General features: G+C 46.4%; 20 protein-coding genes and 3 tRNA genes. 5 read left to right on the forward strand and 18 right to left on the reverse strand.

The features are described from left to right. The first annotated feature begins 294 nt into the window (after nt 1-294). On the forward strand, nt 295-525 hold the full coding sequence (locus tag G6N79_RS02050) for a (4Fe-4S)-binding protein (RefSeq protein ID WP_103904948.1): 231 nt from the start codon (nt 295-297) through the stop codon (nt 523-525). Nucleotides 526-568: 43 nt separating this feature from the next. Here G6N79_RS02050 and G6N79_RS02055 read toward each other — a convergent pair. The 7 genes from G6N79_RS02055 to G6N79_RS02085 all read right to left on the reverse strand — a co-directional run bounded on the left by G6N79_RS02055 (nt 569) and on the right by G6N79_RS02085 (nt 3,840). Continuing rightward, nucleotides 569-642, reverse strand: a tRNA-Asp gene (locus G6N79_RS02055). A 56-nt stretch (nt 643-698) separates the two neighbouring features. Further along, nucleotides 699-772 (reverse strand) — tRNA-Asp (locus tag G6N79_RS02060). A gap of 55 nt (nt 773-827) precedes the next feature. After that, nucleotides 828-901, reverse strand: a tRNA-Asp gene (locus tag G6N79_RS02065). 73 nt (nt 902-974) lie between these two features. Beyond that, complete coding sequence (gene prfA / locus G6N79_RS02070) at nt 975-2,048, reverse strand: peptide chain release factor 1 (protein WP_103904949.1); 1,074 nt, start codon at nt 2,046-2,048, stop codon at nt 975-977. A gap of 91 nt (nt 2,049-2,139) precedes the next feature. Next, a complete protein-coding gene (locus G6N79_RS02075; protein WP_103904950.1) occupies nt 2,140-2,469 on the reverse strand; it encodes a DMT family transporter in 330 nt (109 codons plus the stop codon). A 70-nt stretch (nt 2,470-2,539) separates the two neighbouring features. Further along, nucleotides 2,540-3,103 (reverse strand): Crp/Fnr family transcriptional regulator, encoded by a 564-nt coding sequence (locus G6N79_RS02080; protein WP_103904951.1) that lies wholly within the window; start codon nt 3,101-3,103, stop codon nt 2,540-2,542. Beyond that, entirely contained in the window at nt 3,085-3,840 is a 756-nt protein-coding gene (locus G6N79_RS02085; protein ID WP_103905074.1) for a UDP-2,3-diacylglucosamine diphosphatase, read from the reverse strand. Before G6N79_RS02085 ends, G6N79_RS02080 begins: the two co-directional genes overlap by 19 nt. A gap of 102 nt (nt 3,841-3,942) precedes the next feature. Between G6N79_RS02085 and G6N79_RS02090 the strand changes: the two genes are divergently transcribed. After that, the gene (locus G6N79_RS02090) at nt 3,943-6,090 is read left to right on the forward strand and encodes a prolyl oligopeptidase family serine peptidase (protein WP_103904952.1); all 2,148 of its coding nucleotides are present in this window, start codon (nt 3,943-3,945) and stop codon (nt 6,088-6,090) included. 62 nt (nt 6,091-6,152) lie between these two features. On the opposite strand, the gene G6N79_RS02095 is transcribed toward G6N79_RS02090, so the two are convergent. The 10 genes from G6N79_RS02095 to G6N79_RS02140 form a co-directional block, all read right to left on the reverse strand. Continuing rightward, on the reverse strand, nt 6,153-6,545 hold the full coding sequence (locus G6N79_RS02095; RefSeq protein ID WP_103904953.1) for a hypothetical protein: 393 nt from the start codon (nt 6,543-6,545) through the stop codon (nt 6,153-6,155). 2 nt (nt 6,546-6,547) lie between these two features. Further along, entirely contained in the window at nt 6,548-7,807 is a 1,260-nt protein-coding gene (locus G6N79_RS02100; RefSeq protein ID WP_103904954.1) for a glutamate-5-semialdehyde dehydrogenase, read from the reverse strand. After that, complete coding sequence (gene proB, locus G6N79_RS02105; RefSeq protein WP_103904955.1) at nt 7,804-8,835, reverse strand: glutamate 5-kinase; 1,032 nt, start codon at nt 8,833-8,835, stop codon at nt 7,804-7,806. The genes G6N79_RS02100 and proB overlap by 4 nt, the downstream gene beginning before the upstream one ends. Nucleotides 8,836-9,174: 339 nt before the next feature. Beyond that, complete coding sequence (locus tag G6N79_RS02110; RefSeq protein ID WP_103904956.1) at nt 9,175-9,366, reverse strand: hypothetical protein; 192 nt, start codon at nt 9,364-9,366, stop codon at nt 9,175-9,177. 111 nt (nt 9,367-9,477) lie between these two features. Further along, complete coding sequence (locus G6N79_RS02115; protein WP_103904957.1) at nt 9,478-10,242, reverse strand: exodeoxyribonuclease III; 765 nt, start codon at nt 10,240-10,242, stop codon at nt 9,478-9,480. Between the two features lie 2 nt (nt 10,243-10,244). After that, nucleotides 10,245-11,003, reverse strand: a complete 759-nt coding sequence (locus tag G6N79_RS02120) for a peptidylprolyl isomerase (RefSeq protein ID WP_103904958.1) — start codon at nt 11,001-11,003, stop codon at nt 10,245-10,247. A 3-nt stretch (nt 11,004-11,006) separates the two neighbouring features. After that, a complete protein-coding gene (locus tag G6N79_RS02125; RefSeq protein WP_103904959.1) occupies nt 11,007-11,354 on the reverse strand; it encodes a hypothetical protein in 348 nt (115 codons plus the stop codon). Between the two features lies 1 nt (nt 11,355). After that, nucleotides 11,356-11,871 (reverse strand): low molecular weight protein-tyrosine-phosphatase, encoded by a 516-nt coding sequence (locus G6N79_RS02130; protein ID WP_317046367.1) that lies wholly within the window; start codon nt 11,869-11,871, stop codon nt 11,356-11,358. 70 nt (nt 11,872-11,941) lie between these two features. Continuing rightward, on the reverse strand, nt 11,942-12,478 hold the full coding sequence (locus G6N79_RS02135) for an NADPH-dependent FMN reductase (protein ID WP_103904960.1): 537 nt from the start codon (nt 12,476-12,478) through the stop codon (nt 11,942-11,944). An 84-nt stretch (nt 12,479-12,562) separates the two neighbouring features. Continuing rightward, the gene (locus G6N79_RS02140; RefSeq protein ID WP_103904961.1) at nt 12,563-14,107 is read right to left on the reverse strand and encodes a Do family serine endopeptidase; all 1,545 of its coding nucleotides are present in this window, start codon (nt 14,105-14,107) and stop codon (nt 12,563-12,565) included. A 196-nt stretch (nt 14,108-14,303) separates the two neighbouring features. Between G6N79_RS02140 and dapF the strand changes: the two genes are divergently transcribed. From dapF to G6N79_RS02155, 3 genes are all read left to right on the forward strand, one after another. After that, nucleotides 14,304-15,095, forward strand: a complete 792-nt coding sequence (gene dapF / locus G6N79_RS02145) for a diaminopimelate epimerase (protein ID WP_103904962.1) — start codon at nt 14,304-14,306, stop codon at nt 15,093-15,095. Nucleotides 15,096-15,168: 73 nt separating this feature from the next. Then, the gene (locus tag G6N79_RS02150; RefSeq protein WP_103904963.1) at nt 15,169-18,051 is read left to right on the forward strand and encodes a DEAD/DEAH box helicase; all 2,883 of its coding nucleotides are present in this window, start codon (nt 15,169-15,171) and stop codon (nt 18,049-18,051) included. Between the two features lie 112 nt (nt 18,052-18,163). Next, nucleotides 18,164-18,640, forward strand: a complete 477-nt coding sequence (locus G6N79_RS02155) for a hypothetical protein (protein WP_103904964.1) — start codon at nt 18,164-18,166, stop codon at nt 18,638-18,640. 95 nt (nt 18,641-18,735) lie between these two features. Here G6N79_RS02155 and G6N79_RS02160 read toward each other — a convergent pair whose 3' ends face one another. Next, nucleotides 18,736-19,617, reverse strand: a complete 882-nt coding sequence (locus tag G6N79_RS02160) for a sugar phosphate isomerase/epimerase family protein (protein WP_234993135.1) — start codon at nt 19,615-19,617, stop codon at nt 18,736-18,738. Nucleotides 19,618-19,631 lie beyond the last annotated feature (14 nt).

Consider the following 19,631-nt stretch of genomic DNA (forward strand, 5'->3'; position numbering starts at 1 on the left):
CGACAGCGTGTTGGCACTGAACAATTACCAATAAAAAGCGAGAAAAATTACGGAATTCGAAATTTTGAAAACGTCCTGTCGAATAGTACGTTTTTGAATGGAATACACTCAAATATAAGGGATTACAACCAAAAAAAACAGCAATTTTACTGGAAAAACATTGTTTTTTTATCGGGAGAGTTACCGAAATGGCCGATGACACCAAAAATTACGAGATCGGGGTGAATATGTACAGCGAACAGAATTGTTTAAACAATTCGCAAAGTCCAAGTGTTGTTTTTAAAAATATAGGTAATGGAAGAGAAATTAATCAAATACCCGCACCCGAATGGAGAGATTACGGTGCTATGGCGTCCGGAACGCTGCATACACAGCGGTATCTGCGTCAAGACCCTACCAGAGGTCTACAACCCGAAGGCGAGGCCATGGATAACGCCTGAGCCCGCCACCACGGAGGAACTGATCGATCAGATTGACCATTGCCCTTCCAAGGCGCTGCAATATGAGCTTCACAAATCGGATTAAAACAAAAAAGGTATCATGTTTCCATGATACCTTTTTGCTTGAGCGGTCTGGACGGGACTCGAACCCGCGACCCCATGCGTGACAGGCATGTATTCTAACCAGCTGAACTACCAGACCAAATATTGTATAAACTCAAAAGAACGTTGTGAAGCGATGTGCTTCCTTAATTTTAGCGGTCTGGACGGGACTCGAACCCGCGACCCCATGCGTGACAGGCATGTATTCTAACCAGCTGAACTACCAGACCTAAAATCTTAAATCAATAAATAAACTTCCGGAAACCTTGCGTTTCCTTTATTTTGCGGTCTGGACGGGACTCGAACCCGCGACCCCATGCGTGACAGGCATGTATTCTAACCAGCTGAACTACCAGACCTTTTTCCTTCTTTTCAGAAGGTGTGCAAATATAGTGTTTATTTCTATATTCGCTAAAAATATTTCAAAAAATCTTACTCTACAGAGCCTTCTTTCATCTTTTCCGCATTCTCCGCAAACTGCAGTGCGTCGATAATATCCTGAATATCACCATCCATAATTGCAGGAAGGTTATACATGGTCAAACCGATACGGTGTTCCGTTACACGACCTTGCGGATAGTTGTACGTACGGATCTTCGCCGAACGGTCTCCCGTAGAAACCATCGTCTTCCGTTTTGCCGCCACGTCGCCGTGTTTTTTCTGTACCTCAAGCTCATAAAGCTTGTTACGCAGCATTTCCATCGCCAATTCCCGATTCGCCAACTGTGAACGCTCTACCTGACAAACAACAACAATACCCGATGGCTTGTGTGTCAATTGCACCTTGGTTTCTACCTTGTTCACGTTCTGACCACCGGCACCTCCCGAACGGGAAGTCTGCATTTCAATATCCCCAGGGTTCAATTCCACGTCCACCTCTTCGGCTTCTGGCAATACCGCCACAGAAGCTGCTGAAGTATGTACACGGCCCTGCGTTTCCGTATCAGGCACACGCTGAACCCGGTGAACTCCCGATTCATACTTAAGCTGCCCGTACACATCCTCGCCGATAACCTTCAAGATCACCTCTTTATATCCACCAGAAGTACCTTCGGTAACATCCATAACCTCATTTCTCCAGCCTTTGGCCTCAAAATAACGGGTATACATCCGGTAAAGGTCTCCCGCAAATAGCGCCGCCTCATCACCACCTGTACCACCACGGATCTCAATGATCGCATTCTTGGCATCCTCCGGATCCTTAGGGATCAACATCAAACGAATCTCTTCTTCCTTCTCTTCTTTCTGCGTATACAATAGATCCAACTCCTCCTTGGCCATCTCGCGCAACTCCTGGTCTTTCTCGTTCACCAAGATGTCCTTGTTGGCATCCATATTACTGACCATATTCTTGTAGATATGGTATTGCTCCACGATCTTGCCCAAGTCCTTGTATTCCTTGTTCAATTTCGCGAAACGCTTCATATCGCTGATGGTATCCGGATTGCTTAACTCCCTTTCAACCTCTTCCCAGCGTTCTTTTATTGCTTGTAGTTTCTCTAACATAAACTGTTCTGAATTGATACAGAGCCTTGAGTTTCACTCCGCTCTGCAATTAATCGACAAAAATAAAGATTTTTGCCCGCTTTTTATCAGACTAATGCGAAGAAACTGCTTTTAGCCCAACAATAGATGCAATAAGGGTGAAAATAAAGAATATCCGCCAAAAGTCTGTTGGTTCCTTAAAGATGATAATCCCCATCAGGACCGTACCTACGGCGCCGATTCCGGACCATACCGCGTAAGCAGTTCCCAATGGCAGGGTCTGCGTCGCTTTGATCAAAAGTCCCATGCTCACCGTTACACTCAACAGGAAGCCCAGATACCACAGGTACATTTCCGTGCCGGATGCATCTTTTGCCCGTCCGATGCAATACGTGAAGGCCACCTCGAACAGACCACCGATAATTAATAATATCCAATTCATAGTTCAAAAAAAATAATGGCGAAAATTTCCCTTCAATTTACGCTAATTCCTTATACAAATGTTAAAAAAATTATTTCCGGATGCCACGGATCCGGCTGAGGGTAACCTGTGTGATGCCCAGATAGGACGCAATATACCCCAGTTTAATGCGGTTGGTGATGTTCGGTGCTTTCTTCAGCAGTTCTTCATAGCTCTCCTTGGAAGACTTGAACAGGCGCAGCATCAGGCGATCCTCGATCTTAAGACCTTCCAGTTCAGCCAGCCGTCGGCCCCAATTGGCAATCTCGATATGCGTGGAATAGAGCTCCTCCAAATCTTTAATGGGCAGGCGGTACAGTTGGGAGTCTTCCAGTGCCTGGAAGTTTTCATAGCCGGGTTGCTGAAGAATATAGCTGTTCAGGGAAATCAAGGCTTCTCCCGGAAAGGTAAAACCCAGGACCACCTCCTTTTCCAGTTTGTTGTAGTAAATCCGACAGATGCCTTCTTTTTGAAAGTACAGGTAATGGCTGTGCTTATCCGCTTCGATGAAGACCTTATTTTTCGGGACTTCGATCACCTCGCAGATGCCGTTCAGCAGCTGGAACTGCTCCTCGGCAAGCGGCTGAATGGATTGCACTATTTCCCTGAATTCCATTTTTCCAAGGTTAATTGCTCCCCATCCCACACGGCATAGGTGCTATAATTGATCCATTCCCCCAAGTTAATGATCCGGCTATTGTCGGCCAACTGTTTATCATAGGGAAGGTGGCGATGGCCAAAAATAAAATAATCGACATGCTCACCTTTCAGGAGTTCCTTTGCGTAGATGATCAGCCATTCACGGTCTTCACCCAGGAAAACCTCTTCGTTGTTGTTCGCAATGCGGCTATGCTTTGACCATCGGGTAGCGATGCCAATGCCTAGGTTAGGGTGTAGGCGCGCAAAGAGCCATTGACAGAACCTGCTACGGAATATTTTCTTGAGGAATTTATATTTGCGGTCACCCGGCCCAAGGCCATCCCCGTGGTGGATATAGAAACGCTTGCCATTCAGGGTAATGATCTTTTCATTGGAGACGATCTCCGCATGCAGCTCATCCTGCAGGTACCCGAACATCCACATATCGTGGTTGCCCTTGAACAGCGTAATCTTGACCCCCAGGTCGGCCAATTCCGCCAGTTTCCCCAAGAATCGGATATACCCCTTCGGAACCACTGTGCTATATTCGAACCAGAAATCGAAGATATCACCGACAAGGTAAAGTTCGGCAGCATCATTTTTTATGAAATCCAACCAGGAAATAATAGCTTGCTCCCGCTGTCGGGAATTTTCCAGCGGGTAGGATCCAAGATGAAAATCTGATGCAAAGTATATCTTATTGCGGTGATTCATGCGTGTCAAAACTAACATTATAATTACGTATTATCAAGGTGTGCAAATTTTGAAGAGCGATTTATTTCCTTAGTTTTGTTGTAGACTAATAAAATAAAGATTATGATTAAAAACCTGAGTTTCGGCGTGATGCTCTTGGCACTCACCGCCTGCCAGCAAGAAAAGGCAATTGAATCAAACCCCGATATTAAAGTGAAACCCTACCCACAGACAAAAAAAGGCGACGTGACGGACATCTATTTCGGCACCAATGTCGAAGACCCCTACCGTTGGCTGGAGGACGATCTTTCCCAAGAGACCAAAGATTGGGTAAAGGCGGAAAACGAAGTGACCAACGACTATCTCGGACAAATCCCTTTCCGGGAAAACATCCGTAAACGCCTGGAACATCTTTGGAATTACGAAAAAGTGGGCGCTCCTTACAAAGAGGGCGATTACATCTATTTCACCAAGAATGACGGTCTGCAGAACCAATATGTGATCTATCGCAAAAAGGGTGAGGATGGCCAAGAGGAGGTTTTCTTGGATCCGAACAAATTTTCGACCGATGGCACGAGCTCATTGGCCGGCATTTCCTTCTCCAAGGACGGCTCACTGGTGGCTTACCAGATTTCCGAAGGTGGCTCCGATTGGACCAAGGCCGTGGTGATCCGCGCAGCGGATAAATCCGTGGTCGGCGATACGCTGCAGAACGTAAAATTCAGCGGATTGGCTTGGCATGGCAATGAAGGGTTCTATTACAGCTCTTACGACAAACCTACGGCAGGTTCTGCCCTATCGGCCATGACCGATCAACATAAATTATACTTCCACAAGCTGAACACACCACAGAACACCGACGAATTGATCTTCGGTGGCGCCGTGACGCCGAGACGTTACGTAGGGGCCTACCTAACGGAGGACGAGCGCTTCTTGGTGGTGACCGCAGCGAACACCACTTCCGGAAACGAGCTTTACATCAAGGACTTCAGCAAACCGGAATCGGATTTCGTAGCCGTGGTGAACAATATGGAGAAGAACCATTCCATTTTGGATAATGATGGCGAGCGATTGCTGATCTATACCGAATTGGATGCGCCAAATGGACGTGTCGTAGAAACGACCAGTGCAAAACCTACACCCGACACCTGGAAAAACCTGATCCCTGAAACGGAACAGGTGCTGAGCCCTTCTTTGGGTGGCGGAAAAATCTTCGCCAATTACCTCAAGGATGCAACTTCCTTGGTGAAGCAATATGATCGCTCCGGAAAATTGGAACATGAAATCGAACTGCCTGGTGTAGGCTCCGCAGGCGGATTTGGTGGTAAAAAGGACGATAAGGAGCTGTATTTCTCCTTCACCAACTACGTAAATCCAGGTACGATCTATAAATACGACATTGCCTCCGGGAAATCGGAGATCTACAAAAAACCGGAGGTGCAATTTGACCCGACGAAATACGAGTCCAAGCAAGTATTCTACACATCCAAGGATGGAACCAAGGTGCCGATGATCATCACCTATAAAAAGGGCATCAAATTGGACGGCACCAATCCGACGATGCTGTACGGATATGGCGGTTTCAACATCAGTTTAACCCCGGCATTCAGCGTGAGTAATGTGATCCTGCTCGAGCAGGGCGGTGTATATGCCGTTGCCAACCTTCGCGGAGGTGGTGAATACGGCGAAAACTGGCACTTGGCCGGCACAAAGATGAAGAAACAGAATGTTTTCGATGACTTTATCGCAGCAGCGGAATACCTGATCGGTGAAAAATACACTTCGGCCGAGAAATTGGCCATCTCCGGTGGTTCGAATGGCGGTCTATTGGTAGGCGCTTCGATGACACAGCGGCCGGAGCTCTTTAAAGTGGCCTTCCCGGCAGTTGGTGTATTGGACATGCTCCGTTACCACAAGTTCACGGCCGGTGCAGGTTGGGCGTTTGACTACGGTACGGCGGATGACAGTGCCGAAATGTTCAAGTACCTACACACGTATTCGCCATACCATGCACTGAAGCAAGGTACGGACTATCCGGCAACGATGGTAATGACTGCGGACCATGACGACCGTGTAGTTCCCGCGCACTCCTTCAAATTTGCGGCGCGCCTACAGGAATACAACAAAGGTACCAATCCGGTACTGATCCGTATCGATACCAAAGCGGGACATGGCGCCGGAAAATCTACAGCCATGGTCATTGCCGAACAGACTGATAAATGGGCCTTCTTGTTCCAGAACATGAACGTTGGCTATAAAGAAGTCAAATAAACACGAATAGAAAAAGCCCGTCATGGTTCTCCAATGGCGGGCTTTTTTTTATCAGATTGGTCTTATGGCTTGGCAATTGCCTGATCAATCTTTGCCAAAAAACCATAATCCTCGAAGGAGAAAGCTCCTGTTTTGCTCATATTGCGCTCAAAAAGGAACTTTGCCTTTTTCAACAGGTTTTTATCATCCTGAAGCAACCCATCGTACATCAGGAGCTGTGCCAAAGGCCGGACCTGTTCAGGTTCTAGGCCATCGGCGAAATTCGCCAATGCCGATTCATCTTCTTCAACAAAGAAAGACCGGTCCACAAGAAAAAAGTCCTTATAACCTTTTTCGACATCCAACTCTTCCGCTTCCGGATCAAAATGCTCATACCTATCCACGATCAACCGGAGGAATTTCCCCATTTCATTGATCCAGTTCAGGATGGTATCCTTTTCAAATCGTATTCCCATAATTATCTTATCTGTCCATCGCCCGTGACGAACCATTTCTCGGTGACCAATTTCTCCAAGGCAAATGGGCCGCGGGCATGTAATTTCTGGGTAGATATGCCAATTTCCGCGCCAAGACCAAATTCACCGCCATCCGTAAAGCGTGTGGAGGCATTGGAATAGACGGCCGCGGCATCTACCAATTGCATAAAGGTCGCTATATTTTTGGAATCTTGGGATACGATACATTCAGAATGTTTGGAGGAATGCCGTTCGATATGGGTCAGCGCTTCTTCCAAGCCGTTAATGACCTTAACGGAACAGATCAGGTCGAGGAACTCACGCCCATAATCTGCCGGGGCCGCCTTTTCCAATCGGGTAAGTCCGTGCCGCTGCCAATGGGCAAAGGAAGCATCATCCGCACGCACGGTCACATCGGCCGCTTCCAGCAGCGGTGCTAAGCGGGACACCAATCCTTCTGCCACTTCCCTATCCACTAGGATGGTGTCGAGTGCATTGCAGACCGATGGCCTGGAAATCTTGGCATTGGCAACTATCTGAGCGGCCTTGTCGAGGTCAGCAGACTTATCCACATAGGTATGGCAGACACCAGCACCGGTTTCTATAACCGGAACGGTGGCATGCTGACGGACATAGTCAATGAGTCCCTGCGACCCTCTCGGGATGATGATATCCACGTACGAACTTGCCGTCAGCAATTCCAGTACACTTTCCCGTTCAGGGGGCAGCAGTTGGACAATATCTTCATTCAATTGGTGATCCCTCAATATCCCCCGGATGATCGCCACCAGGCAGCTGTTGCTGTACCAGGCATCCGACCCCCCTTTGAGCAGGCATACATTTCCGGATTGGATGCACAAAGCGGCCACATCGATGGTCACATTGGGTCGCGCTTCATAAATAACACCGACCACACCCAATGGAACAGTCATGCGGTCAATCTGCAATCCATTGGCTAGGTATTTCCGACTCAGTACCTGTCCCGTTGGATCTTCAAGTCCAGCGACCACCACCAGGCTATCGGCAAGGCCCTGAATCCGCTCCGCTGTCAATTTCAATCGGTCATATTTTGCATCCTTCGGATCCATTCGGTCCAGGTCTTTCTTGTTTTCCCGTAAGATATCGGCCTCGCGCTCCACGAGCGCAGCCGCCAATTCACGAAGGATAATCTGCTTTTCCACATGATTGATCAAAAGTATGCTGCGTTTTGCGGCATTCGCCTGTACCAATAGTGGCTCTATGCTTTTTGAGTTTGTCATCATAGTAATACGATATCATCTGCATGTGCGATCTCCACATTCTTTTTCCCCTTTGCCTCCAGGATGGCATTGGAATCGATCTTTGATTTGGCCACCGCATAGACGATTGCGTCTTCATCAGCAATCTGGAACACCTCGCCCGCTTCAAATCCTTCCACCACCTTGCTCACCCCCACGGCCAGGAGGCTTTTGCGCTTACCCAATGCGGCAACCGCGCCTTTATCCACCTGCAGCAGCCCTGTGATCAGACTTCCACTCGCCAGCCATTTATTGCGGGAAGAGAGCTTCTTTTGCTGCGGAAGACAGACTGTGCCCGTTTCGCCCTTAACGGCTTTGAGGATCCCGTCCTCGGTAGCCATGGAAAATATAACGGTGCGTATACCCATTTGAGTAGCCAAACGTGCAAAATTCAACTTAGAGGTCATCCCACCCAATCCTACCGTGGACTTTTCTTTCATTGCCAACGATAGCGCTTGTTTATCGATGACATCCAATTGTGGAATTACCTGGCCTTTGGCATCAAATACCCCCGGAACAGACGTACTGAACAAAAGCTGCTGCGCACCGAAACCGGCTGCGATCAGGGTGGCAAGCTCATCGTTGTCCGAAAACTTCAGTTCTTTATTGCTGACGACATCATTCTCATTGGCGATGGGGATCACATTGTTCTTCCATAGTGTCTCATAGGTATTTTTCAATTGCAGGAATTGCCCCCTATTGGAAAAATGGTGCCTTTCGCACAGACTTTGCGCCAAGGCAATCTTGAAAGGCTTGAAATAGGTGGAATAGGTCCGCACCAACATGGGATTGCCTATGGCAGCGGCGGCCTTTTTCTGGCTCAATGTTCCCGTATACTTAGGGATGAATTTCTTCCCGGCGGCTACAGCACCTGAAGATACCAGTACAATGTTATAGTCCGGCTGCAGCGCTGCACATTGCCGCGCAATTTCCAGCACGATGCGCTCATCGATCTCGCCATTGCTCGTAATCGATGCTGATCCGAATTTGATCACTAAAACCGGCTTCTTCATGTTGTTATAAATTCAATAATTTGGCTAATAACTCAATAATATCATAACAAATTTGTAAATAAAATATGATAATGCCAATTAATAAAGGGATTATAACAAAATAGCTTAACGGAGGAGGTGTTTAAGGTTTTGGGGGATTCCCTGAGCGGTTGAGATTGTAAAGCACGATACCGCCAACCATAAGGGGTGTAACAAAAAAACGATAATCTCTACTTTGGACAGTTTCACCAGCATTCAATTTATGGACAATGTTGTACACACAGGCACCCAGGTAGACTGCAGTTAATGCCAAAAGGAAATACGACCATTTTCTTCCCATACCTATATAATGATGACTGTTTAAAACATGTTTTTCTGACGGATCATATCCACATAGGTTACGCCGGCAACCAGCACGGGATACGTCAGGGGTCGAGCTTCCTTCCAATCAATGGGTTCTTTCGCCATTAGTTTTGGGACTGCCAAGAACAGACCACCGATGAAAGCGATGGCACATAAGATTAGTATAAAATAGGATCTTTTCTTGGTCATGCTTGAAAATAAGGAATTTAAGGCAATTTTCCTAACTGAAAAGACAAAAACAAACAGTATAAAAAATGCTGCCCACCAAAGTGGGCAGCATTGTATATTTTCTGTAAGGGATTAGCCGAGTACCAATTCCACCGGACAGTGATCGGAGTGCATTGCTGTCGGTAAGATCCTAGACGAGTGGATATTGTCTTTAAGGGCATTGGAAACCATATTGTAGTCAATGCGCCAGCCTAAATTCTTACCCCTCGCTCCAGCACGGTAGGACCACCAGGTGTAATGGTGTGGATCCGGGTTCAAATGCCTGAACGAATCGATATAACCGGAATTAATAAAGTTTTCCATCCATTCGCGTTCTGCCGGCAGAAATCCCGAGCTGTTTGCGTTTGATTTCGGATTGTGGATATCGATGGCTCGATGGCAGATATTGAAATCTCCACAGACCACCAGATTGGGCTTCTCCTTCAGCAGGTCATTGCTATACTGTTGAAAATCGTCCAGGAAGCGGTACTTGAAATCCTGGCGGAGATCGCCTGTTGTTCCCGACGGGAAATAAACACTCATCACGGACGCTTTATCAAAATCTGCACGAATGACGCGCCCTTCAAAATCATAATCCTCATGACCGCAGCCATATTCAATGTGGTTCGGCGTGATCCGTGTAAAGATTGCCGTTCCACTGTAGCCCTTTTTCTGTGCCGGATACCAATAATGCTCGTAACCCATCTCCTCCAACAGCACCAATTCGGGAACTTGATCCGGATTGGCCTTGATCTCTTGGATACAGATCACATCCGGACTTTCGGCCTTGAACCAATCCAACCAGCCTTTTTTAAGTGCCGCGCGGATCCCGTTCACATTATATGTTATAATTTTCATCCTTATGGGATTTTATAATATCTCGATTTCATCGAGTCAAACAATTTTCCTAATCCTTTCTTAGGTCCCAGCCCCTTTAATTTCCGTTCCATATCGATAGCTTCCGAACGGGTAAGCAAGCGCATAGCAAAACGCTCATCCTGCAGCGGTCTATCGTTATCATCGGTCTTCACGGCTGCGATCTTATCGACCAGTTCAATGCCTTCGATCAATTCGCCGAATACCGTATAATTACCATCCAAATGTGGCGTTCCACCGATCGTTGAATAGGTCTCCCGTTGCAATGGCGTTAATTTCACACCCTTCAGGCGGAATTGCTCCAACGAATCCAGTGCTGCGGCACTGAACTTACGGCCCTGCACCAGGTAGAATTGCGATGCGGCAGACTCCTTTGCCGGGTTATTGTCCCGAGCGGCACCCAAGGCGCCTTTTTTATGGATGATATTCGATTGAATTTCCGCTGGTATTTTGTAGCTCGGCCCACCGTTCCCCAATTGTTGCCTACTGGCAGCGTAACGGGAATCTGGATCGCCACCCTGGATCATGAAATTATGGATCACACGGTGGAACATCAAAGAATCGTAATAACGTTCCTTTACCAGCTTCACGAAATTATCGCGATGCTTACGCGTTTCATTATACAGTTTAATAATACCATCGCCCTTATTGGTTTTCACCTCGATATAATAATGACTCGGTGTTTGCGCAAATAACATGGTCACGCCCATCATAAAGGCAACCAACAAACTTATTTTCTTCATAGGTTAAATGAAATTTACATCTTCAAAATAGTCGATGATCAACGACTTGATTATGAGCTCCTGCTCCATGAGTGTATAATTGGGAATCGGCTTAACCGTTTTCCAATGCGGCCATCCCTGTTCGTCCAAGCCTTCGAGCTCGTAGAACCCCAAGCTGCTGAATAGCCTACACGTGGCAATGTGCATCAGTTCTTCCTTTTCACGTTTGGAGAATTCCTGCGGTCCTTTTCCCAGCTCCTGAACGCCGATCAGGAACAGCATGACCTTGATATCGGGAATATCCATCTCAAAATGAGTGGCTACGGCCTCCTGTAAGCTGGCCCATTTCTTATTTATCTCAGCTGCCTGCATCTTATTTCTCCTCTTCTTGCCAAGCAGCTATCAACTGCTCGCATCGTGCTTCAATCAGTTCAAAAACTGGCCCGAACATATTGTTATCGTAATACGGATCCGGTACAATATCATTATCCAGAAATAGGGTCACTTTATCCACATCCTCCGGCGTTGGTGCCAGGGCAATCACATCGGCATAATTCTGCCGATCCATAACCAGGATCTTATCAAACTTTGCGAACAATTCCGGCACGAAAAACTGTGCACGCTGTCCAGAAATATCAATACCACGGTCTTTTGCAATGGCGATGGATCGCTTATCCGGCGCCTGCCCGACATGCCAATCCCCTGTTCCTGCGGAATCGATTTCCCAAGAAAGACCCGCTTCCTTAGCCTTAAATTCCAATATCCCATGCGCCAGTGGCGACCTGCAGATATTTCCCAAACACACCATTAAAATCTTCATGGTTTCAAATATAGTGAAGAGAACCGAGATTTGCGCACCGCCCATCCCCTTCTTCAACTGCTTTGCCAAAATATGGCATTTCCATTAATCTACAGCTCGAGATGGTGGGTAGGCTTTCACACAACACTCCTATCGCCCATTATTTTTCTGCCAATAAGATATCGTAGTTATTAATAAAATCTGCTAATGCCATTCGAATCTGGTCATCAATAATTTCCCCTTCAGCATTAATCTTTCCCTTAATTCCTTGGATCAACCATGTATTTTCAGGATGGAATTTTGCCATGAGTATTCTCATGATTAATTGCAATTCTTCATGACCTTTTTCTCCCTGAGCAGAGGCAGTAATAATTCCAATGGGTTTGTAGGAAAATACGGTTGTAGAAACACACCATTCCAAAAGATTTTTCAAACCACTAGGGATGCTAAAAATATACTCCGGAGTACAGATGATGACCCCATCCGAATCTTCAATCAAAGCCCGAATAGTTGATATGCTTTTAGGGGTATGATCTACTGCTAATTCAGGATCGAAATGAGGTAGGCTCGCCAAACTGTCCATTACCCTACATTCAAATCCATCCCCTGTTAATGCTATGAAATTTTCCATCAATCTAAGATTCGATGAATTTTTACTTGCACTACCGATAATGATGAGGATTTTTTTCTTGACCATGTTTTTTTACACCAATTTACCTAATCGAATAGCATTCAACAAAAAGGGAGCGAAATTCGCTCCCTTTCTCCTTATTTATAAATTTTAATACTGTAACGGTACATTGAATTCTACGGTACTTCCTTTCTCAGGCACACCGGAAATTCGTACGATATTCCTTCTTGTGCTGGCCAATGCCGATTCAACATCGTCTACGGAGTTAACTGGCTTACCATTGATCTTTGTGATCAATAAGCCACGTTCCACGCCGAAGTACTCGAAGATACCTCCTCTATGCACTTGTGAAACCACAACACCGGAAGTCACACCCAATTCTTTTTTCTTCGCATCAGGTGCTGCGACAAAGCTTGCGCCCAATTTATTGAAGATCTCTGCTGCCGAAGCACTTGCTTGTTCCTCTTCTTCGGTTTTCGCTTTCGCTTCTTCACCTTTCAATGTCAAGGTTACTTCTTTTTCCTTACCTGCACGTTTGTAGGTCAATTTAATTTTATCGCCTGGGCGTAATCGCGCTACATGCTCCTGCAAGTCTGGTGAACTGTAAATTGTACGTCCATCAATCTTGGTCAAGATATCACCTTTTTGGATTCCTGCAGCTGCTGCCGCACCATTTTTCAACACTTCGCGCACATATAGTCCATTGACATCGTTTATGCCCGCCTCTTTGCGTAACTCATCGGTCAATTCTGTAAATGTCACGCCTACATATCCGCGTTTTACACTACCGAATTCTTTAAAGTCATCCACGATTTTCTTCGCCAAGTTGATTGGAATAGCGAAACCATAACCTGCATAGGTACCTGTAGGGGAAGCAATGGCGGAGTTGATACCCACCAGTTCACCACGAGCATTCACCAAGGCACCCCCCGAGTTTCCTCGGTTTATTACTGCATCTGTTTGCAGGAAGGATTCTACTGCGTTGCTGATCATCTGTTCTTCCTGGCCCATGCCGAATCCACGCTGTTGCTGTGGCTCATCAAGGATCCCGATACGACGACCTTTTGCGGAAATGATACCTGCCGTCACGGTGGACTGCAATCCGAGTGGATACCCAACGGCCAACACCCATTCACCGATCTGCACATTATCCGAGTTTCCCAACTTCACGATTGGCAGGCCATTCGCATTGACTTTGATTAGGGCTAAGTCGAAGTTCGGGTCACGGCCAATTACTTTGGCTTCGTATTTACGTTTATCTGTCAATACCACTTCAATTTTATCGGCTTCTTCCACCACGTGGTTATTGGTTACGATATATCCATCCGGAGAGATAATTACTCCCGAACCGGATGCTGTTTGCGGGCGTGCCTGTCCACGACGCTGCTGAGGCACCCCGAAGAATTCCTCGAACATATCGAATGGCGAGCCGCCACCTCCACCACGGTTACCCCGTCCGGACATGGTGACCTGGATGTGCACAACCCCTGGCGTTACTGCCGCCGCAGCCTGCGTAAAGTCTGGGTTCCCCGTGGAGGACATAATCTCCTCGCCAGGATTACTCGCGTAATATACTTTCTGACGTTCTTCAAACGTCATGTTGTCCATCTGTTTCTGTTCAAAGAGCTTAAACCCGCCCACTGCAATGGCTCCTCCAACGATGGCTGCTAATAATGTTGCTCCTATCTTTTTCATATATATTTTTGTAAGATCTAAATTTATGATATTCATCTTCCCTTGCCCAAATGTAATACCATTCAAAGTCTCGGCAAGGCTTTTGTCAGTTAAAAAATGTTAACAACTGGTACTTCTGTCAAACATTTAACATGATTTAACAAAAGTGCGGTTAATTGTAACAAGAATATTAATTTTACAGCAGAATCTCAAGAAAATGGCAACAGAAATTCAATTTTATAAATACCAGGGAGCAGGCAATGATTTTATCCTCATTGACAACAGAAACCTATCTTTTGACCCCAATAACCACGAATTAATTAAAAAATTATGTGATCGTCGGTTTGGTATTGGCGGGGATGGACTTATGCTCCTTCAGCATATAAATAATTTTGATTTCCAAATGCTCTACTTCAATGCCGATGGAAAAGAAGGCACAATGTGCGGCAATGGGGGCCGTTGTTTGGTAGCCTTTGCACGTGACTTGGGCATCATCGATCGGGAAACTGTCTTTTTGGCAGTAGATGGGCAACATGATGCTGCCATTGAAGGAAATACCGTCAATTTAGGTATGATCGAAGTCAAGGAATTCCACCGTGACGGCGAAGCCTATGTCCTGAATACCGGGTCTCCACATTATGTGGCGTTTGCCGAGAACCTTCAAAATAAGGATGTGTACAAAGAAGGGTATGCCATCCGGAACAACAGCACCTATGGGGAAAAGGGAATCAACGTGAATTTTATCCAACCAGAAGGTGATGGCTATTTTGTCCGTACGTTCGAACGGGGTGTCGAGGATGAAACCTATGCCTGTGGTACGGGAGCTGTCGCATCGGCGATGACCGTAGCCTTGGCGTCAGGAAAGGATGGTGATTTCACGATTCCAATCCGAGTAGTGGGTGGCCAACTGCATATTACATTCCATAAAAACGGAAATCATTTCTCGAAAGTTTACCTCTCGGGACCTGCCGAACAGGTATTTGTAGGAAAAACAGTTATTTCACAATAAATTAACCTGTTTTCGCTTGGAGAAAGCACGCCAATAGCCGTATATTAGTAGCTTTTTCAGCAGAGTCTATTCAATGCAACAGGTTGATACTAATTCTTCATATCGCTTAGTTTATTCTTTAGGGAAACACCCCTATTTAGGCTACCTGATTGAGCCCCATATCGTCCAGCTCAACCAGAATGGCTCCTATTCCCTATCCTATAAGCGTGTATTTAGCAATACGGTTGACCAATTTGCAGACGCACTCGATCAGACCGACTACAAACTGATCCAGCTCTGTGATGAGATTGAGCAGACCCAACTGATCAAAAGGTTCCATAAAAAAGCCATTCGCCCGGCAGATTACTTCACCAAGATCTTCGACAGCAAAGTCTACGACCTTATCCGTCCGAAAATTGAAGCGAGGTTATTGACCATTCTGGCGAAACTTGGCGACAAACCGCTCTTTCTGATGAGCAAGGATGGATATCCCGCCGATCAGGAACTGCAAATCGCTCCCCAACCGACAAGTATCCTCTTTCACTTCCGCAGAAACGAAACGGAAACCCGTTATTTCCCAACACTGAAATACGATGGTCACCGCATGGAGTTCATGTATAAGAATGCCGATGTGATCATCAATCAACAGGCTTGGCTCCTGCTCGAAAATACACTCTACCATTTCGATGAGGAATTGGAGGGCAAGAAATTGACACCGTTCCTGAACAAGAGATACATTTCTATCCCTCGGAATACAGAAAGGAAGTATTTCGAGACCTTTGTGACCAACTTGATTGAGAAGCACCACGTTTACGCGGAAGGGCTGGAGATCACCAATATAAAGGAACAGGCCGTTCCGCAGTTGCGCATCGTGTACAGCGGCGACCAAGAGGCACAGCTCCAACTGTGCTTTCAATACGGCGAGTATAATTTTCAAGCCGGTGCACACCACCCTGTAACGGTGCGGTATGTCCATGATGCCGAGCGGGATGCACATCAATTTTTCCGCATTAAGCGATCCCTGCAATGGGAAGAACAGAAGGCCAAAGCACTTGAAGCACTCGGCCTCCAAAAAGCGGATGCCCTATTTGGTTCGTATGCGCCTAAAATGGATCTATTCGGCCAAAGGGGTTCCAGTATCGAGTGGATCAACCAACATTTGCATGAATTGGAGGAAAACGGATTCCGTATTGTTCAAAATCCAAACGACAAGAAGTTCCTGATCGGCAAGACTTCCTTGGATATTGAAATCTCCGAGCAGAACGATTGGTTCGATATCAAAGCTGTCGTTCGATTTGGGGATTACGAAATTCCCTTCATCCAATTACGCCAACATATCCTGAACAGGATTCAGGAATTCGAGCTTCCGAATGGGGAGATTGCCATCATTCCACAGGAATGGTTCTCCCAATACGAACATCTCTTTCAATTTTCATCCCAGAAGGAGGAATTACGCCTGAACCGCAGCCATATCGGTTTGCTTCACGATATCTCCGAACATGCCCAAGTCAGTATGCAGCGGAAACTGAACCGTCTTGGTGAATTTGATGAGATCGTGGATACGGCAAGTCCGGAGGGATTCAAGGGGGCACTCCGCCCATATCAGAAAGCGGGATACAATTGGTTCCATTTCTTGCAAGAGTTCCATTTCGGCGGTCTACTTGCTGATGACATGGGACTGGGAAAAACCGTACAGACCCTTGCCCTGCTGCAGAAACAGAAAGAATCAACCAAGGGCACCGACCAACCCAAGACATCTCTATTGATCGTTCCGACTTCCCTGATCTTCAACTGGCAGAAGGAAGCGGAAAAATTCACGCCCAATCTACGGGTACTATTGCACACCGGAACGTACCGCAGCAAGGACAATTTTGCCTTCAGCCATTTTGATCTGGTCATTACCACGTATGGTGTGGCACGTATCGACCAAGAGATGCTTGCTGCATTCTATTTCAACTACATTATTCTTGATGAATCCCAGAACATCAAAAATCCGAGATCCAAATCCTTTGCAGCCATCAAGCACATCAAGGGCAAGAACAAACTGGCATTGAGTGGTACTCCGGTTGAGAACTCTGTGGCAGATATCTGGTCACAGATGTCCTTTGTGAATCCAGGTCTCCTGGGGAACTACACGTATTTCCAGAAGGAATTTGTGCAGGCCATTGAAAAAAAGAAAGATGAAGATAAGGCCAAGCGTCTGCAGGCCATCATCAAACCTTTTATCCTCCGCCGGACGAAATCACAGGTTGCGACGGAACTGCCCCCAAAATCTGAGCAGATCTTCTATTGCAGCATGACCGAGGAGCAACAGGAATATTATGAGACTGTCAAATCCGAATACCGCAATGCGTTGATGGATGGTGCGTTTTCGGGCAAGGCGAGTCAGATCGCGCTGTTGCAGGGGCTGACGAAACTCCGCCAATTGGCGAACCACCCACTGATGATCGACGACCATTATGCCGATGGATCGGGTAAATTTGATGCTGCCATCGAAACGATGGATGCGATCCTTAAGGAAGGAAACAAAGTCTTGATCTTTTCGCAGTTCGTCCGCCATCTGCAGATTTTCCGAGACTACTTCATTAAGCACAAGGTGAGGTATGCCTATTTGGATGGCGCTACGGTAGACCGGAATGCTGCAGTCAAGGAATTCAAAGAGAATGATGACACCCAGGTCTTCCTCATTTCCATCAAAGCAGGTGGGGTCGGTCTGAACCTGACAGAAGCGGATTATGTATTTATCCTTGATCCCTGGTGGAACCCAGCAGTGGAGCAACAGGCCATTGACCGAAGTCACCGCATTGGGCAGAAAAAGAATGTTTTCATCTATAAGTTCATTTCCAAGGACACCATCGAGGAGAAAATCCTGGCATTACAGGGCATGAAAAAAAGCATCGCCACGACGCTGATCAATACGGAGGAGTCCTTTGTGAAGTCCTTAACGAAAGAGGATATCAGTGAACTCTTCAGTTAGCCATCCCGCTACAAAAAAATAGATGTTCACACCATAAACCCCTATAAGTCAACCTGTATCACAAAACTTTAAGAAAAATTTAATTACATTAGGTTTCTCTACCTATATGCTTATGACTTACGAATTAGATTTTTCCACCCAGTATGGTCAGTTTTATCTTGTTGACAAAGGTTCAAAAAACCACACGGAAGTCAAAGATTTTTGGAGCGATCAAGCTTTTAGCGATCGTCTTGGCGAAACGGGCTCGATGCTTGGTATCCTGATCGAAAACGACCTGACCACCGTGAAGGGAAGGCTGGAAATCCTTGACGGACCGCCGTCGGAATTGGAACCTGAAGCCGAACATATCGTGGAGACTTCCCTGGTCCTGGATTCGGGCATATTGGAGCTACAGGATTGTCCATCCAGTCGGATCCTGGTGGAAGTTCCGCTGGAGAAAGGCACTTACAGAATCCGGATCAGTTCATACCACATCAGTGAGCCCTACGCAACGAAAAGTGACGAAGTAAACGATCGGTACCTCCTGCAGGTCTGGAAAGAGCATCAGGCATCCGAAAAAAGGGTCCTTAGGCAATTCGATAGGTTTTAGCCAGTAAAGCGCTTGCAATCCGGAGACGTTGATTTTATTAGGTATAAAAAAATGCCCTGATGGAATCATCAGGGCATGTATACAATATTTTATTCTTATAATGCGGATCTGAAATTCACCACACTTTCTTGTACATTCGGTTGGTTATTCTCCCAGTTGTATTCGTATTCTGCAGAGAACATGCCTTTATAGTTCTGACGTTTCAATTCGGCCTGCACTTCTTTCAAGCCTAATTTTCCGGTACCCCAGATGACGTCATGCGCCTTTTTATCACCAAAAGCATTCAGGTCCTTAAAATGGATATGGAAGATCTTCCCTTCCAACTTCTTAAGGGAAGCTATGGGATCTAGGCTGGACCGCATCCAGTGGCCAACATCGGCTGCTGCGCCCATGCGTGCGCTTCTACCTTCCAAAGCCTTCAGAACCACATCAGGATTCCAATAGTGTGAAGGTTCAGGGTGGTTATGGATCGCCAGACGGATATCATATTGATCGCATAGCGCGGATAAATAATCCAATTGGTCTTCTGATGGTTCTGCGTTGATCACCTGTACCCCAAGATCTTTGGCAAATTGGAATATTTTTTCCCATTCCGCTTTATCCTTGGCGCCCACGACACCATAGGCATGCAGGGTTATACCGCGATCCTTTAGCAGTTGCTTGACCAACTTCCTGCCTTCAGGAGAAAGTTCGTACGTCATTTTCTCCGTGCTTCCGGCACCAATTTCTTGACCTGGAAATGCTTCTACGAAGCGAAGGTTGGATTGCGCAATTCTATTTAATGCTTGCTCAAAGTTGAATAGGCGGAACGTATAGGCTTGTGCGCCCAATTTCCAACCGAGCTTTTCCTCAGGAAATGGACCTTTAGCTTTCGTTACAGCTTCTTCATTCGTCGGGTGCACCTTACTTGCGCATGATGCGAACATCAGCAGGGCTACCGCAAGGATGCCCGAACATAATTTAGTCAATTGTTTCATTTTTATTTAGCGTT

The sequence above is a fragment of the Sphingobacterium lactis genome (genome assembly GCF_011046555.1).
GTDB classification, from domain to species: Bacteria; Bacteroidota; Bacteroidia; order Sphingobacteriales; family Sphingobacteriaceae; genus Sphingobacterium; species Sphingobacterium lactis.